Raw genomic sequence first — 16,047 nt, forward strand, 5'->3', positions numbered from 1 at the left:
TCCTCGACCGCGACTCTCGCTGCGCTTACAGCGGCCTATCACCTTTGGACGTTCCTGGCCTGCCATCCGTTTACTTTGCTCGGTGCGCCAGCGCCGAAGCAGGAGTCTAAGGAGTACCCCTAGAGGGGCAGACACGCAGATGTGCCCTAAAGACGAAGTCCCCACTGCGTGCATCTGCAGCTCGGTCCGGTCGAGTCGTTACCGTTTGGAGAGACTGCAATCAGCCCAGAAACGCGTGCAGATGGTGGCTCGTCGCGAGCGCGCTCCTCGATTGAGGACGCGGCTGGCATAGCCGCTGAAACTGCACGGGAAGCCGAGCCATCGAGTGATGAAATCGCGATGAGAAAGGTCTTGTCTCATGGTTGCGCGATCATTGGGCTGTTTTTGTCCTGTTCTCCAGTTCTAGAGAACTGGGGTCTCCATCCTCCATGCCATTGACAGGTTTCTCCCGCCTTCTCTAGGAAACGCTGACGGTGTGTGGGGAGCGCATCCAATATGAGCCACAGTTCAGAGCAACCGCTAGAGCGCGTCACGATTCCGGCGCTGCAGCAGTGGAGGGATAAAGGACGGCGTGTCGTGATGACCACCGCCTACGATGCGGTTGCGGCGCGCATCGCGGATCCCATTGTCGATATCATCCTGGTCGGCGATAGCGTTGGAAATGTCTGCCTGGGATTCGACAACACGCTGCCTGTCAGCGTGGCCATGATGAATCATCACCTGGAGGCTGTTGCGCGCACGAGGCCTCATGCGCTGCTTGTGGCCGACATGCCCTTTCTGAGCTTTCATGTCGGTTCTGAGGATACGATTCGCAATGCAGGAGGTTTTCTGCAGCGTGGCGCCGATGCTGTGAAACTCGAGGGTGGCGCCAAACGCATCGAGATGGTACGGGCCTTGGTCGACTGCGAAATTCCTGTGATGGGACATCTCGGTCTGACCCCGCAGAGCGTCAACGTTATGGGTGGATTCAAGGTGCAGGGACGGACAACGGATACCGCCTTGCGGCTCCTCGATGACGCGCACTATCTGCAGGAAGCCGGTTGCTTCGCGCTGGTCTTGGAGGGCATTCCTGCCGAGCTCGCGGCGCGAGCGACCGAATGTCTCACGATACCCACCATCGGGATCGGAGCAGGACCTGATTGCTCGGGCCAAGTGCTCGTGTTTCATGATGTCTTGGGGCTGACCGAAGGTCATCGCCCCAAATTCGTTCGTGCCTATACAAATGGATTCCAGCTGTTCCAGGAGGCGCTGTCGCGCTGGGCTACCGATGTCCGCAAAGGTGCATTCCCGGGCTCAGAGGAGTGCTATCGTCTTCCTGATCAGCTTCGGCATGCCGTCGCCAACTGGGTGCCCTCCAATTCAAGCTCAAGGTAAGAAATGCAAGTAATTACGAAGGTCGCCGAGCTTCGTCGCGCCCTTGCAGACGTTCGCAATGCCGATAAGCGCATCGGATTCGTTCCGACGATGGGATACTTGCACGACGGCCACCTGGCCCTGATCTCGGCTAGTAGGGAACACTGCGACGTCACTGTCGTTAGCATCTTCGTCAACCCCACTCAGTTCGGCCCAAATGAGGATCTCAGCAGGTACCCTCGCGACTTCGCGCGCGATGAAGCGTTGTGCCGCAGTGCCGGGGTCACCATCATCTTCGCGCCAAGTGCAGAGGAGATCTATCCGGCTCAATTTCAGAGCTTTGTCGAGCCGGGCGAACTCGCAAAACCGCTCTGCGGGGCTTTCAGGCCTGGACATTTTCGTGGTGTAGCGACTGTCGTCTGCAAGCTATTCAACATGGTGCAGCCGGACGTCGCGTACTTTGGACAGAAGGATTTTCAGCAATGCGCTGTGATACGCCGCATGACGGTTGACCTGAATCTTCCGATCGAGATTGTCACTGTGCCAACCGTGCGGGAGCCAGATGGGCTGGCAATGAGCAGTCGCAACCGTTATCTCAGCCCGGAAGAACGTGGTCGGAGCCTTGCGATCAGCCGTGGTTTGTTCGCCGCAGCGCAAGAGTTTGCCTCAGGGGAGCGCGACCCGGCAACGCTGATTGCGCTTGCAAGAAAGCATTTGGAAAGGGTCGATCGACTGCAGTACCTTGAGCTTGTCGATGCTGGGACCTTAACGATTGCCGAGAGTCCTCTGCGCTATCCGGCGGTGCTCTGTGTGGCAGCGTACGTCGGCTCGACTCGGTTGATCGACAATGTAGTCCTGTCCTGGTCGCCATCGTAGCCAGATCCGCAAGTGATTGCGCTCAGAAGCCGTCGAACCGGGGGGCACTGAAATCCTCAACATCCTGGAAGAACTCTCGAAGGCGATCCGGAACTGCCCTTTGCGCGCTAAACAACTGCCCCACGCTCGAGCTCATGATGTCGGCTGGAGATTGGCTCTGCCGCTGACGGGGTGGAGCGAGTCGGGGCCGCGCCCACGCTGCCGAGAGCAGCCAAGCGCGAGTTCGCTTTCCGTATTATGACTTCGGCGGCTCCCTCAGACACTCCGGGACGTTCCGACCGCTTTGCGGGCTTTTTACGAGGTCGCGCAAAGCAATTTCAGAAAGTCGTACAACCAGCTGTTTGAGGCGCTCAATCTCCTGCTTGCAGCGCTCCAGCTCGTGCTGTTCGTCTGTCATCACAGATGGTGTGCGGCGATGGCTGCTACCGAGATGGTTCATGTATTTCCCTTTCCGATTCGACAAACACAGCAGATAATCTGAACAGCCCAGTCGCGTCTCTTCCCTGACGAGGCGCCTCGGCGTCAGATTGGAGCGTTTCACACGCCCGCGGTGGGCTGGTTGCTAGCTCACTCCCTGCAAAGAGCTTCCGCCCAGCTCGCAGATACGACGGCACTTTCGGCGACGCCACCTCGCTCGCCGCTCATGCTCAGTTGCAGTAATGGCCCCAACAATGTAGCCGCGGAATATGCCGCCCTAAGGCTGCACGTGATTGCTCTGGGCGGAGACTGTAACAAAGTGGCAATATCGATTAATGCAACGAGCCGCGCTCTCGCGCTCAAATCCTGCATTACGGCAGCGCCCCCGATGATTTTCACGCGACGTTCGCGTGTCCGTGCTGGGGTCCTTCAGCTACACCAGGCTTATATATCCAAAACGCAAGTCGCTACCGAGATCACCGCCTGCAAGCGGACATTGCCAAAGGAGTTTCACTCAAATCGTGTGCTGCCAATACTGCGATTATGGATCAATAACCACACGCCCATGACCATGAAATTACTTCACGATCGCGCAGACGACCTCCTAAGCTGCATAAAGCCGAAGTTCCCTCCAAGAGCGGCCAGGGGGCGAGTCAACGGGGCACTGAGGCGGGCGCCGGATCCTGGCCCGATTTCGTCGCCAGACGTGGGGCGGGCGCTGGTTTTTGACGCACTTCACCGCATGAATTGAAGTCCCTCTACAGTGCGGGATGCCAAGCGCTCGGGTTTGGAGCCGATAGGGGCGTGTCGTGAAACGACATCGGAGCAGGGCAATGGTAAGCTATTTCTGCCAACTCCATCGGGCAGGTATGCCAAAGCATTGGTTGGACGCAGCGGGCGCGATAAACGGCAAATCCTCTAGCCGCAATTGAACCTGATGAGGCACGGCAACGAACTAGCGCCGTCCGAGCATTGGCCTGCCGCAGCCGCCCAGTCCAATCGCATAGCATGATCGCAGGGCGCTCACATTGGCCTCTGAGCTGTAGCAAGCTTGTCTGTTAAGCCGAGACGGCCGACGAGAAGACAAAAGCAGGCCGATCAAGCGAGCTGCCGCAATGGTCAGCGATCAGAGGTGCTGGACATTGCACCGCGCCGGAAATCCGGTGATCGTCAGTCGCGGAGGCTCATAAGATCTGATGTACTTGAGTTCTGGTCCAGCAAATGCCCATTATCTTCCTCGATGGTATGAGGGAGATCTCCCAATGCTGGACGGTGCCACGACCGCGCTTCTGCGTACGATCCTGGATGAGGTTTGTGAAAGCGTCTCACCGTATGACGCCGGCGTCCGCGCCTACGTTGCCTCCAAAATCCTGGAGGCTGCCACCAGAGGTGAAACGCGCCCCGATCTGCTTAAACAGATCGGTCAGGAAGCTCTTTCCAGAGCACCAACGATGTGGCGACAGATCTAGAACGTGGCTTGTCATTGAGGTGAATTTCCAAATCACAGTGCTGAAGATCCTGGCCTTGCTATCCAGGTTCGCGCGCGGCGTCGCGTCGCCTGCGGCATAGTGATCCGGCCACCTCGCAGAGGTGTATCGTGGTTGCACCCAAGACGCGGCGTTATCCGATGTGAATCGGTTGGCGCGTTGCTCGCTGCGAGGCCGTTCGTTGAAACGAGAGAGCAGCTCGCACAACAGGCAGCGCATCAAAGCCTTGGCGCACGCAACCTTGCGCGCCACGATGTCGGTGAGGCCTCGCGCTAATATCCTTCGTCCGGAAACGAGGGCGAACTCAGTGTTCGGCGTCGGAGCGCCATCACTCAAGCGAGCCGATGCGCCATTGCTGTTTACTCCTGTGCGAGCGCCGCAAGTGCCCTTTCGATCACTGTGATGTCTTGACTGACCTGAGCGATCGCTGGCTTCGGATCAACTCCGGTAACGCAGTTCAACTGCTGCAGTAGCTCCCGCCGATGCGCCAGAAGGTTCTCCAGCGCGCTGCGGTTGTTTAGTTTCACATAGCCGTCGACAACCAATCCAATCGAAAGAGACATCGAAACTCTCAAACAAAGCTGTTCTCAACGAAGATGCGTATAGCACATCGGCAAACGATGTTCTGCTCGTCGAGAGAGAATACTGACGGGCGAGCTTGCTGGCGACAAACGTCCAGCGCCGGGGACGTGACCGCCTATTCCTTGCGCCTTACAAGCGTCCAGCTCTGTTTGAGCGACTAGCCGAGCAGAAAGACGGCTATGGCGAGCCAAAAACGCTGCGGATCGTCGCGATGGAAGTGCTCAGTTCCTGCTTCAAGTTACGCTCTGGTCTCGTCAATTTTGCGAGGAAATTGCCAATCCTACGATCCAAGGAAGGAAAGGTTTACTTTCAATACGGCGCTGACATCTTAGTTCGGTTTTTAACAGCCGCGCTGTGGCGTCGATGCCGCGTCGAACGCAACCTGAAATTACACATGATACTCCACTTCGCCTTGCCGATGCCGTGAAGATCGCATTCCCTTTGGGAGGAATGACGGTCGCGGGTTTGCGTCGTGAGCGCGACCGTAATCGACTGGTTATCGAGAAGATTGCCGGCAAGGAATTTACAACGCTAGCTCATATCGGACGGATGAGAGAGCTATGCCGCCAAGACGCAAGGGCGCCCGACTTCAGCTCAAGGCTGCCCGCCGAAACAAGAGCGCATAAATCACTCACCTTGCAACCTGGATCATCAGAGACAACGGCCGGGATGTCAGCACAGGCTGCGCTGCAGATGAGATTGCGGCCGCGGAGGAAAAACTAGGAGATTACATCAGCTCTAAACACGAGCCAAAGCGAAGAAGCGCGAGCAAATGAACGAGGAACGAATCGCGGAAGGCTGGTCGTGGATTTGCGAGAACGATCCGGATCAACTGTGGCGTGGCACCCATACTTGCACCTGCGGCGCCGCCGGTATGCCGTTTTGCAACCCGAGCAATGACGAGCCGTCGGCTCCCATGCCGCCGCAAGACTTCATCGGGCGGGAGGAGGGCGGGTCCTGAAACCCATGAAGGCCTGCGACGATCGAGAGCCGCGGGGCAGTTTCGTTTTGCAGATGTCGCGATGCATTGCCTCACGAGCAATGGCCTCGTCAGCTTCTGGAAAGCCAGGATGGCTCCAGCCGGTGTCGGATTTCTTACTCGATGTCCTGGATAACATCGGGGGCCTGCCGGCCCGGTTCAGCGGCCCAGCCCAGGTCTCGATTAACGGTGAGACCTACTCGATCACATCGGGGCCGCGAGGACGCCGCGGTGCGCAATTCATCCACCATTCTCGCCCGTCCCCTGTCCCGAGTGCTCAGATCCGCCCCTCGGCTACCGTTGCCTCTTCCGACCACCGCAGCGGACCCGTGCTGGGGCCCACAGTGGCTGGGCGACGAGCACATTCTACGAGGCGGTGAGTAGTCTTAGGGTCGGGACCCTGATACCCTGTCGGCGATTGCGGTGTTCGGACCCGTGCCCGACACCGCGCAGCTTGCACAGGCTTGAGCAGGTCGGCGCGCCGGGACGGCGGGACGACCCACTGTCCGAAATGGGTCTTTCCGGCTCAGATGGTCTCTCGCGGGCGCGCAGCATTCGCTCCAGTATGTCTCAATCCGTCTCAGAGTTCAGCGCGGCGTGCAGCCGAGCCTTCTCCAACCGAGACCTGAGCCCACTCAAACAGCCCGCCAGTTTGGCGAACTCCTGAATGCTGAGATAATCAAAGACGAACTGCTCGAGCTCTTCCTGCTGCCTTGCAATGCTCGCGAGGCTCTTGCGAGCAATGTCCGTGAGCGACAAAAGGACGTACCGGGCATCATTCGCGTCAGATTTCCGGCGCACGAACCGCTTGCTCTCGAGCTCCTTGGAATGCTTGGTGATGAAACCCGACTCAACTCTCATCAGCTTCGCGACAGCGTTGACGGGAACACCATCATCTTCTTCCAGTTCCGTCAGCGCCATCAAGATCATCATTTGCGGGCCTGTAATGCCAAGCGCATTCGCCTGGTAGGACCGAAGATCGTCGAGACATATGTCGATCGATCTGATCTCCCATGTGAAGCGCCTCAGTAGATCTTGACTCACGCGCTGCTCCTTCCGGAGGCGTGTTGCTAATCCAGGCAGCTTCGGTGGCATCTGATCTCAGGAGCTCCATCCTCGAAACGATTGGCTGCTGGCCGACCTCAAAAAACGGGACCGATTTTCGCTGATCGCTTCGACGTCCCCGGCGCGCGATCTAAAATCAATCGCCACACTCAGACGAGTTCGTCCCGTTTCGATATCTAAGAGGAGGAGCCCCGGTCCAGGTTCGAGTGTACCACGTAACTTCACCTAGTCGTTGTGATTAAATTCGTCAAATACTTGAAAATGTCCGCAGGATTTCCGTGGATCGCGCCTCTTGTGCGCGGTTATTCCGCAGACGTCTTCTATCTGATGTCGCGAATCGCAGGCACCGAGTTCGAGTTCGGATAGGACGGAGGAGCAGTTGATTCACCGTGCCCACCAACGCCGGTATCAAACCCACTGTTTTCTAAGCCTGCTAGGATTGCCGGCATCGTCTCCCAGTGATTTGGTCCTCTCAGAGCGATGTCCGTCTCGACGAGGCAAGTCATTCTATACGGAGATTTTCTGCCAACACTTTACCCGAGTTGTCCGTCTTGGGCTCGAAGCTGATCCGGGACCCTCAGCACGGTGTAGTCCGCCTTCTCGACTGCCCTAATGTGCCCAAATACGTCGGGTTCGCCATCAACCGGCCTGATAAAGCCATAGCCCTTTGTCGCACTAACCACTTCACAATGAAGGACATAAACGAGGGCGTTCTAAGCAATTGCTGAGGCATCAAGGTCCTGCGGGGATGCTCTATGAAATGTTGCCGGCCCCGCAATATGCAGCCACATCGTCGCCGGCCGTGAGCTAAAGGGCTAGGTGGACCGGCCATCGCGCGTCCTCAGGCGCTTACGTCGACGATGCCTACGACTGGCGCTGTGATCGTGTCGGCCCGGGGCCAGCGCGGGAAGCTTACTTGCGAGAGGTTTCTCATCCGTGCCTTCGAGCGCTCGCTCCTGAGAGGTCGGTCGGCCCGTCTGTTCCAGCAAAGCAAGAAAGGCCCGGCCTTTTTCCGTTATGATCCAGTGTCCGGGTTCTCGCGCAACCAGCCCTTGTCCGAGAATGTTGAGATCCGGTGCTCGCTCTGCCAATCGCTTCATACGAGCCGTCCACTCCGGACCGCTGGTGTAGAACACCGCCAAGTAGTCCTTCAGGACGACGAGACTCGCACGGCCTTCCGGTTGGCCGGCGAGAATTTTAAGTATCGAGACCTGAAAACTCAATTTCTAACCAAGCGCGATAGAACGAACGCCGCACATCTTAGCGGCACCTGCCGGACCCCTCGCTGGACTTCAAAACAAGAACCTGAAAACAAATGCTGGTAAGCGGATCATCCAGCAAAGTTGGATGAGGCTTAGACTGTCCTGTCTGATCTGGGGAGGCCCTTTTGATGCAATTCTCGGCCCTTCCTGGATGGCCTGCAGGCTGTCGAGCATCGAACCTGACTGATCGTGGACAGCCCAGAGCCTTGCGAAACGAACTTGCGCGTCTCACGTCAGGTCGAAACTCGCGAGCGCGAGTTTTCGATCTAAGGTCGATGTCGCAAGAAAGCTGAAGACTACCATACGCGCGTAAATGTATCGGCGCCCTTCAGCTTGCTGGGCTTGCCGTTCTTATCAACGTAGAACAGCGTCCATGATGTTGGCATTTTAGGACCGTTAATCTTTCCAACCCACTGGGTGAAAGAATTGCACTGACTAAAAGTAACAATAAAATATAGTCCGGTTGGACGGACGGATCCCGATGCGGGATAAGGGATACCTTGGCAGGCAAACCCTTGAGCATGGTTTGTGAAGGTCCCTTGTATAGCGCCGCCATTGGCGGACCAAACAAACAATTCCGAGCCCCGTTCATTCTTCCAGTATGAGGGAGCAGGAAGCCCCTGCGCCCAGGCGTGACCGACGGCCAAGAAAAACTGAGCGATCAACAAAAATGCCAGAAGTCTCTTCATATTGAAGCCCCAAAAGTGTTCGCGCCTAAAGTAGCAATTTGGATCGCCAGTCTGATACAATCTCAGTAACGTTCGCTGCTCTTATCTCGCGTTCAGCGATGGATTGCGGCGCATACGCACTAGTTCGTGCTGGATGTCGACGTCGCTCCAGCTCCGCGGCCCTGCATCCGCAAGCCAGTCCGCCCAGCGGCCGAACTCCGAGCCATGATTGATTGGTTAGCTGCCCGTCAAAGTCTGATCTCTAGAGGCAACGCTATTGTTGGTAGCGATAGGGCCCGACTTTTGGCTGAGATTGCGCTCAGCATCCTGCCTCGCCCGCAGCTCTTGATATCGGTGCGCTGCAGGCCAAGTTGAGACGGATGGCGGACCAGATCGAGGCGCTCACTGCGAAGATCGAATCCTTGCAGAATGTACCCGTCCCTGCCTCTGTTCTCCCGGCTCCTTCTCCGCCGGCCGCCCATCCCGTTTTGAGGCCACCCAAGAGAGCGGTCTAACCCCCAAAAGCTGAAGGGCCGACCTCGGCCGGGGGCGCCCCCTGGTTTCGCAACCAGGCCCGACCAGCGTAGCGGCTTTGTCGTGAACGGGTTTCGTTGTTGCAGCGCTCTCGGCCGTTCTCGCCATGGCGCGTTTGATGGTTCTGTGCGTCCAAAGCACACACGAAGAAGATATGCAGATTCAACATCGTTATTGATGCGCTATTCTCAGTCGGTGATCGTATACGTCCGGCGATTGACGCTTTGTGTGTAATTTGCAGCAGATGATAGGCGCGGGGTCTCGATGACGGTCCGGATCGTCTTGAGAATAGCGTGGGCGATGCCTGCCTCTTCCAGCTCCATCAGGAGGCTGTCTGCCCGTCACTCGTCCGAAGCTTCGAAGAAATGTTCGAGCTGTATAAGGGGTGCTTCGTTCCCATGCACTAGCGTTACCCTTGCAATTTTGTGCCTGAGATGGGCTTTGCGCGCGTTGGCTTGATGAGCCCTGCGCCAAGACGACCATGCAAGGATGGGGGCGTGCGAGATGCGCGGCTGGGCAAGCTTCATGGCGATGCGGCGGATTTCCTGGATCGACCAGCGGATCAAGAACGATGCTTCGGTCGAGACTGCGGTCGCGTGTTTTTGAGCAACGGCCCGGTGTTGGCCCGATGACGGCCATCATCGCGAAGGCCAGCATGACGCCGCTTGACTGAGGATCTCCAAGCCAAGGCCGGACGGCGCCGTCTTCTTTCTGATGCTCGACTAGTTCCCGGCGCTCGGCTTTTCCACCTAAGACGCGCGGCTTGTTTCAAAATCCACCGATCTTGTTGCGAAGACAACATAGCGATCGAAAAACCGCAGGAAATGCGCATTGCGTCCGCTGGCCTCGATCCTGCACACCACAAGCGCCGTGGAAGCGGAGCCAACAACGTCGGCTATTCGGCCTTCGTTGCAGGTTGGCGCGCGTCATGTGTTCGTGAGGTGAAATGCGATCTGAACTTCTTTTCTGCGGGGTCACAACAGCTGCGCTCGTTGCAGGCGGTGCCGTCAATTCGGCCAATCTTAAGCCGGCAGTAAAAGTCCCACCCGCCGTCTGGAACTGGACCGGCGGGTACATCGGCGGGCACGTCGGCGGGGGCTACGGGCTGACATCATTCAGTGATCCCTATGGTCCGTCACTCTATGGGGACGTTGTCGACACCCCCGTGTTTCTGGCCGGAGGTCAGATCGGCTACAACTGGCAGAGGGAGCGCTGGGTTTTTGGCCTTGAATTGGATGCTAGTGGCGCTGCGTCGGACGGTAAAAACACCTGTCTTGCCGTTTCCAGCTCTGTGGTGAGCGCGAACTGCAACGCCAGCCCGAACGTCTTTGTCACCGGGACGGGTCGCCTGGGATATGCGTTTGGACCGCAGGGCCACACGCTGGCTTATCTCAAAGGGGGCGTGGCCTGGCAGCACAACCGCGGCGATGTCACCAACAACAACGAATTCCGTGGCTGGGCGCAACAGAATGCCACCCATTTCGACTATGGTCGTGTCGGTGGCACAATCGGGGTGGGCGTCGAGCACGCGCTCACGCCGGCTTGGTCCCTGACACTTGAGTACGACTATCTAAGGTTCGGCGGAGCAAACGTGGCGACCCCTCCGACCCTACGGTACCCGCCGTTGGCAACGGCGCCAGCCAACGTCAGTAGCCTATCCAGCAGCTACCACGTCGGAAAGCTTGGTCTGAACTACCATTTTGACGCCGGCCCATCGACACCGGCATGGTCAGATGCGCCGCTATACCCGACAAAACCGACGTTCAGCGCCTCGCCGATTGCCCTCGCTGATGGGTGGTCGCTGGAAACCGGCACACGGCTGTGGTTAAGCCGAGGAAAGTATCAATGGGACCACGGGAGCAGTGATCTCGTATCAAGACTCTCCTATCATGGGCTGGATGGGATTTCCGGCGAGTTGTTCGAACGTGTGGACAGCCCCTGGGGGTCTTCCTGAAGGGCAATATCGGGATCGGGCGCTTCAACACGGGAAATATGAACGATGAAGATTGGGGCCTACGCCCTCCGTACGCGAGCGCCCCCATCGCCTACGTCAACACGATATCGGGTCAGGCCAACGGAAGGTTCACCTACTACACCGCCGATGCCGGCTACGATTTCCTCCGCGGCAGCACCTACAAGGTCGGCGGGTTCATGGGCTGGAGCTACTACGGCCAGAAGTCCGACTCGATAGGCTGCGTTCAGATCGCCGCCCCCGACCATCCATGCCTCGCGCCGGGCGATAGAAGGGTCATCGGCAGCCAAGACACTGACTGGAATGCGCTGCGCATCGGCCTCAGCGCTGAGACCATGTTGCTCGACCGTTGGCGCGTAAGTGCCGATGTTGCTTACCTGCCGTGGACGGATTTCCAGGGGCGCGACAACCATCTGCTGCGTTCATACACGAAGTTCACTGATCAACGCGGGAGTGATGGCAGTGGTGTGCAGGTCGAGGCAGTCCTATCCTACTTCATCACTGAAAACTTCAGCGTCGGCGTCGGTGGCCGTTATTGGGCCATGTGGACCCCAAATGAGCGTAAAGGATACGTCACGCAAGCCCCGGACGCGGACCACGCCCCCGTTACCAAAGGGCCCTTTGCTGCGGACCATCGCATGGAACGATGGGGCACGTTCCTGCAGGCCTCCTACAAGTTTGACTGAAACTGCTTGCTCCTCGCTCTAAGCTTGGCACGGCCGAGATTACACAATGACGACGGCGCCGCGCTCTTGGCTAGGCTGGAACTAAGCGAAGGACCGGGACTAAAGCTGCAAGCTTTGTGGGCCGTTCAAGCCCGAAAGCTTGCATCGACGCATCAAAGGTGAAGGCCAGGCGCCGCGGAGGTGGTGCAACGTTTGATCTTCGGTGTCAGCGCCGTCATCCCGCCCACGGCAAGCGCGCCGTCAGAGCTTTGATTTGCGCCGCTTTGTTGTCGTTTGCGGTGCGCGGGTTGTCGTTATCAACTTGCAGCTTAGCGATGACGTCGTGATCGGTAGGGACACGGTCGCCGGACCGATGTCAATCGTTTGCATTGACCCCTTGCATTGGCGATAAATCCCTATTGTGGAGATTTGTCGAGCGCGGGGAGATGGCATTTTCGCTATCGAGTTGCGCCACGAGCCAATCTGCAAAGGCTCGTACCGCAGATCTCTGTCGGCTGGCCCGTGGGTAGATCAGGCGATGGCCGACGTAGCGGATATCGTTGGCGCGTCCTGTCAGCGGCGCAACCAGGCGCCCGCTCGCCAGTTCGCGTTCGGCCAGAAGCGTTGATTCCAGCGCGACTCCCAGACCTTCCGCCGCTGTCGCGATCGCGAGAAAGCTACGATCGAACCTCATGCCGTGGAGTGCAGGGGCCTCCATTCCATTGGCCGTGAACCATTGGTGCCACTGAACCTGCTTCACGTCGGAGCGGATCAGCGTCTGATCGAGGAGATCGGCAGGCTTCCGGATCGATTTTGCGAGGGCAGGTGAGCAGAGCGGGGTGACCGTCTCCTCCGGAAGAGGGACGACCTCGACGCCTTCCGCCCGCGGTGGACCGTAGACGATATCGATGTCGAAATCATCGTTGCTGAACCGCGCATAATCCGTATTGGCAGCCAGTCGAACTTCGAGCTTCGGGTAAGCGGCGAGAAATTGTGCAAGCCGGGGTGCGAGCCATTGTGCGGCAAAGCTGGGTGCGGAGTGCACGCGCACCAATTGTGGTCCGCGCGCGGCGACTTCCTCGAGGCCACGGCGAAGCTGATCAAATGCCGCTCCCGTGTGTCGCATCAGATTTTCTCCGGCCGGTGTGAGTCGCACCGATCGCGCGCTGCGCTCGAACAGAACGGTGCGAAGCGTGTCCTCCAGCTTGCGGATCGCATGACTGACGGCACTCGGCGTCAGGTGAAGCTCATTCGCCGCATCGCGGAATGATCCCGTGCGAGCAGCGGCTTCAAAGGCGCGAATTGCCGATATCGGGACATTCGACAGCATTCCACAAGTGAACCAGATTCATCGATCCGTGACAACTGTGCGTTTGTCTGTTGTGCGTCCGCGGGGCATTTCTAGCCTTGCCAAGGAAAAACAATCTGCGGGAGGAACTGATGCTGCTCAGCGGTAAGACGGCCATCATTTCGGGTGCGGCATCGCCGCGCGGCATCGGGCTTGCCACGGCACGGCGGTTTGCCACCGAGGGCGCTCGGGTCGCCATTCTGGATATCGACGCCGATGCTGCGGCAGATGCTGCGGCATCCCTCGGAAAATCCCACATCGGAATTCAGTGCGACGTCGCCGACAAATCATCCTGCGAGCAGGCGGTGGCTCGAGTGATCGAATTCTTCGGCGGCGTCGATATCCTGATCAACAATGCTGGCATCACCCAGCCGGTCAAGTTCCTACAGATCTCGGCGGCCGATTGGGATCGCATCCAGGACGTCAATCTGAAGGGTGTCCTGTTCCTCTCCCAGGCTGTGATCCCCCATATGCGCGGACGGAAGTCTGGATCGATTGCATGCATGTCGTCGGTCTCGGCTCAGCGCGGCGGCGGAATCTTTGGCGGCCCGCATTATTCGGCGGCCAAGGCGGGCGTGCTTGGTCTCGCCAAGGCGATGGCCCGCGAGTTCGGCCCGGACGGCATCCGCGTCAATTGCGTGACGCCCGGCCTGATCGGCACCGATATCACCGCGGGCAAGCTGACCGACGAGATGAGGGCGAAGATCTTGGAAGGCATTCCGCTCAATCGCCTTGGCACGGCAGACGACGTCGCCGGCATCTACACCTTCCTTGCCTCGGATCTCTCCGCCTACGTGACTGGTGCCGTGATCGACGTTAACGGCGGCATGCTGATCCACTGAGCCAGCAAGACAAGGTCCAGATCGATGGAAACGCTGACAAACATGCCCAAGCTGGCGGATCGCGCCTACAATATTCGCCGCAATGCGCTGCGCATGGGCGAGGTCCAGGGCCAGGGCTATATCGCCCAGGCGCTGGACATCTCGGACGTTCTCGCCGTGGCCTATTTTCACGCGATGCGCTACCGGCCGGAAGATCCCTCCTGGGAGGACCGCGACCGCTTCCTGCTCTCGAACGGGCACTACGCCATCGCGCTTTACGCGGCTTTGATCGAGGCGGGGATCGTCCCCGAGGAGGAGCTCGAAACCTATGGCAGCGACGAGAGCCGCCTGCCGATGTCGGGCATGGCCTCCTATACGCCCGGAATGGAAATGTCGGGCGGCTCGCTCGGGCTTGGGCTCAGCATCGCCGTCGGCATGGGCCTGGGGCTCAAGCGCAAGAAATCCGACGCCCGGGTGTACACGTTGTTTTCCGACGGTGAGCTCGATGAAGGCTCCGTCTGGGAAGCCGTCCAGTCGGCGGGCCACTACAAGCTGGACAATCTGATCGGAATCGTCGACGTCAACAATCAGCAGGCGGATGGTCCTTCGACGCAGGTGATGGCGTTCGAGCCGCTGGTCGACAAGCTTCAAGCCTTCGGCTGGTTCGTACAGCGCATCGATGGCAACGATCTCGATGCCGTGGTTGCTGCGTTCGACGCGGCCAAGTCCCACCCCGAGCCAAAACCGCGCATGATCGTCGCCGACACGCTGATGGGCAAGGGCGTTCCTTTCCTGGAGCAGCGCGAGAAGAACCATTTCATCCGCGTCGAGCAGCACGAATGGCAGCTCGCGCTGGCCGCGCTGGAAGCCGGGAGGCAGGCATGAAGACCGTCAGATCAGCACCCCAGCCGGGCAAGCCGCGCCTGACCACCTCGGCCATGATCGCCTCGATTGCGGCGGAGGGACAGAAGACGAAGCCGGCGCCGTTTGGACACGCGCTCGTCGATCTCGCGCGCAGCCGTCCCGATGTGGTCGGCATGACGGCCGATCTTGGCAAATACACCGACCTGCACATCTTCGCAAAGGAATTTCCGGACCGCTATTATCAGATGGGCATGGCCGAGCAGCTTCTGTTCGGCGCGGCCTCAGGTCTTGCCGCCGAAGGCTTCATGCCGTTCGCGACCACCTACGCCGTGTTTGCATCGCGGCGCGCTTACGACTTCATTCACCAAACGATTGCGGAGGAAGACCGAAACGTGAAGATCGTCTGCGCGTTGCCGGGCCTGACCTCGGGCTATGGCCCGAGTCATCAAGCCGCGGAGGATCTCGCGCTGTTTCGCGCGATGCCGAACATGACGATCATCGATCCCTGCGATGCCCATGAAATCGAGCAGCTGGTGCCCGAGATCGCGGCACATCAGGGGCCAGTCTACATGCGCCTCCTGCGTGGTCAGGTGCCGGTCGTGCTGGACGGATATGATTACAGGTTCGAGCTCGGCAAAGCCAAGCTGATCCGTGACGGGAAGGATGTCCTTATCATCTCGTCCGGCATCATGACCATGCGTGCGCTCGAGGCCGTGCAAGTCCTTAAAAACGACAGCGTCGATGCTGCGGTGCTCCACGTTCCGACCATCAAGCCGCTCGACGCCGAGACGATACTGCGTGAAGCCGGCAAGTCAGGCCGCCTGGTCGTCGTCGCCGAAAACCACACCACAATCGGCGGACTTGGCGAGGCGATTGCCGCACTCCTGATGCGTTCAGGCGTTCATCCGCCTTTCCGCCAGATTGCATTGCCGGACGAGTTTCTTGACGCCGGCGCACTTCCGACACTGCACGACCGCTACGGCATTTCCACCGCAGAGGTCGCAAGGCAGATCAAGCTGTGGCTCTAGCGCACCGGCACTAGGCGCCAACCAGGCCAAGCCCGAGCGAAGAGTTACGCCCGCTGCATGTTGCGACGGGCGAGCGATGGCTCTTGCCCGGAATGCAGCTGTCCGAAGAGCCCGGAAAGCTGAAAA

16 protein-coding genes are annotated in these 16,047 nt (G+C 58.8%); 10 read left to right on the forward strand and 6 right to left on the reverse strand.

What is annotated here, in order from left to right; all coding sequences use genetic code 11:
* The first annotated feature begins 495 nt into the window (after positions 1–495).
* The gene (gene panB, locus YU9_RS0140175) at positions 496–1,374 is read left to right on the forward strand and encodes a 3-methyl-2-oxobutanoate hydroxymethyltransferase (protein ID WP_027577695.1); all 879 of its coding nucleotides are present in this window, start codon (positions 496–498) and stop codon (positions 1,372–1,374) included.
* A 3-nt stretch (positions 1,375–1,377) separates the two neighbouring features.
* Positions 1,378–2,229 (forward strand): pantoate--beta-alanine ligase, encoded by an 852-nt coding sequence (panC, locus tag YU9_RS0140180; protein ID WP_027577696.1) that lies wholly within the window; start codon positions 1,378–1,380, stop codon positions 2,227–2,229.
* A 235-nt stretch (positions 2,230–2,464) separates the two neighbouring features.
* Here the strand turns inward: panC and YU9_RS48760 are convergent, their stop codons facing one another.
* Positions 2,465–2,668 carry a hypothetical protein gene (locus YU9_RS48760; RefSeq protein WP_156952426.1) on the reverse strand — a complete coding sequence of 68 codons (204 nt, stop codon included), beginning with the start codon at positions 2,666–2,668 and terminating at the stop codon, positions 2,465–2,467.
* A 1,240-nt stretch (positions 2,669–3,908) separates the two neighbouring features.
* Here YU9_RS48760 and YU9_RS49525 point away from each other — a divergent pair.
* Complete coding sequence (locus YU9_RS49525; RefSeq protein ID WP_027577697.1) at positions 3,909–4,115, forward strand: hypothetical protein; 207 nt, start codon at positions 3,909–3,911, stop codon at positions 4,113–4,115.
* Between the two features lie 377 nt (positions 4,116–4,492).
* Here the strand turns inward: YU9_RS49525 and YU9_RS0140200 are convergent, their stop codons facing one another.
* Complete coding sequence (locus tag YU9_RS0140200; protein ID WP_027577698.1) at positions 4,493–4,696, reverse strand: hypothetical protein; 204 nt, start codon at positions 4,694–4,696, stop codon at positions 4,493–4,495.
* A 95-nt stretch (positions 4,697–4,791) separates the two neighbouring features.
* On the opposite strand from YU9_RS0140200, the gene YU9_RS48770 reads away from it, so the two are divergent.
* A complete protein-coding gene (locus YU9_RS48770; RefSeq protein ID WP_027577699.1) occupies positions 4,792–5,142 on the forward strand; it encodes a hypothetical protein in 351 nt (116 codons plus the stop codon).
* Positions 5,143–5,487: 345 nt separating this feature from the next.
* Positions 5,488–5,676 carry a hypothetical protein gene (locus YU9_RS48775; protein ID WP_156952427.1) on the forward strand — a complete coding sequence of 63 codons (189 nt, stop codon included), beginning with the start codon at positions 5,488–5,490 and terminating at the stop codon, positions 5,674–5,676.
* A gap of 588 nt (positions 5,677–6,264) precedes the next feature.
* On the opposite strand, the gene YU9_RS0140210 is transcribed toward YU9_RS48775, so the two are convergent.
* The 3 genes from YU9_RS0140210 to YU9_RS44390 form a co-directional block, all read right to left on the reverse strand.
* Entirely contained in the window at positions 6,265–6,738 is a 474-nt protein-coding gene (locus tag YU9_RS0140210; protein ID WP_245266768.1) for a MarR family winged helix-turn-helix transcriptional regulator, read from the reverse strand.
* A gap of 554 nt (positions 6,739–7,292) precedes the next feature.
* A complete protein-coding gene (locus YU9_RS44380) occupies positions 7,293–7,442 on the reverse strand; it encodes a cold shock domain-containing protein (protein WP_371259267.1) in 150 nt (49 codons plus the stop codon).
* A gap of 875 nt (positions 7,443–8,317) precedes the next feature.
* Positions 8,318–8,710, reverse strand: a complete 393-nt coding sequence (locus tag YU9_RS44390; protein ID WP_036019548.1) for an avidin/streptavidin family protein — start codon at positions 8,708–8,710, stop codon at positions 8,318–8,320.
* Positions 8,711–10,169: 1,459 nt separating this feature from the next.
* Here YU9_RS44390 and YU9_RS50640 point away from each other — a divergent pair.
* Together YU9_RS50640 and YU9_RS50645 are read left to right on the forward strand one after the other, a co-directional pair.
* Entirely contained in the window at positions 10,170–11,177 is a 1,008-nt protein-coding gene (locus YU9_RS50640) for an outer membrane protein (protein ID WP_245266770.1), read from the forward strand.
* A 38-nt stretch (positions 11,178–11,215) separates the two neighbouring features.
* Positions 11,216–11,881 carry a hypothetical protein gene (locus tag YU9_RS50645; protein WP_245266771.1) on the forward strand — a complete coding sequence of 222 codons (666 nt, stop codon included), beginning with the start codon at positions 11,216–11,218 and terminating at the stop codon, positions 11,879–11,881.
* 355 nt (positions 11,882–12,236) lie between these two features.
* Here the strand turns inward: YU9_RS50645 and YU9_RS44405 are convergent, their stop codons facing one another.
* Positions 12,237–13,190, reverse strand: a complete 954-nt coding sequence (locus YU9_RS44405; RefSeq protein ID WP_051380694.1) for a LysR substrate-binding domain-containing protein — start codon at positions 13,188–13,190, stop codon at positions 12,237–12,239.
* Between the two features lie 110 nt (positions 13,191–13,300).
* Between YU9_RS44405 and YU9_RS0140235 the strand changes: the two genes are divergently transcribed.
* From YU9_RS0140235 to YU9_RS0140245, 3 genes are read left to right on the forward strand one after another with little or no spacing between them, the layout of a single operon-like run.
* A complete protein-coding gene (locus tag YU9_RS0140235) occupies positions 13,301–14,050 on the forward strand; it encodes an SDR family NAD(P)-dependent oxidoreductase (protein WP_027577701.1) in 750 nt (249 codons plus the stop codon).
* Between the two features lie 24 nt (positions 14,051–14,074).
* A complete protein-coding gene (locus YU9_RS0140240; RefSeq protein WP_027577702.1) occupies positions 14,075–14,914 on the forward strand; it encodes a transketolase in 840 nt (279 codons plus the stop codon).
* Positions 14,911–15,921 carry a transketolase family protein gene (locus YU9_RS0140245; RefSeq protein WP_027577703.1) on the forward strand — a complete coding sequence of 337 codons (1,011 nt, stop codon included), beginning with the start codon at positions 14,911–14,913 and terminating at the stop codon, positions 15,919–15,921. Before YU9_RS0140240 ends, YU9_RS0140245 begins: the two co-directional genes overlap by 4 nt.
* Positions 15,922–16,047 lie beyond the last annotated feature (126 nt).

It is taken from the genome of Bradyrhizobium sp. WSM1743 (genome assembly GCF_000473065.1).
Taxonomy (GTDB): Bacteria; Pseudomonadota; Alphaproteobacteria; order Rhizobiales; family Xanthobacteraceae; genus Bradyrhizobium.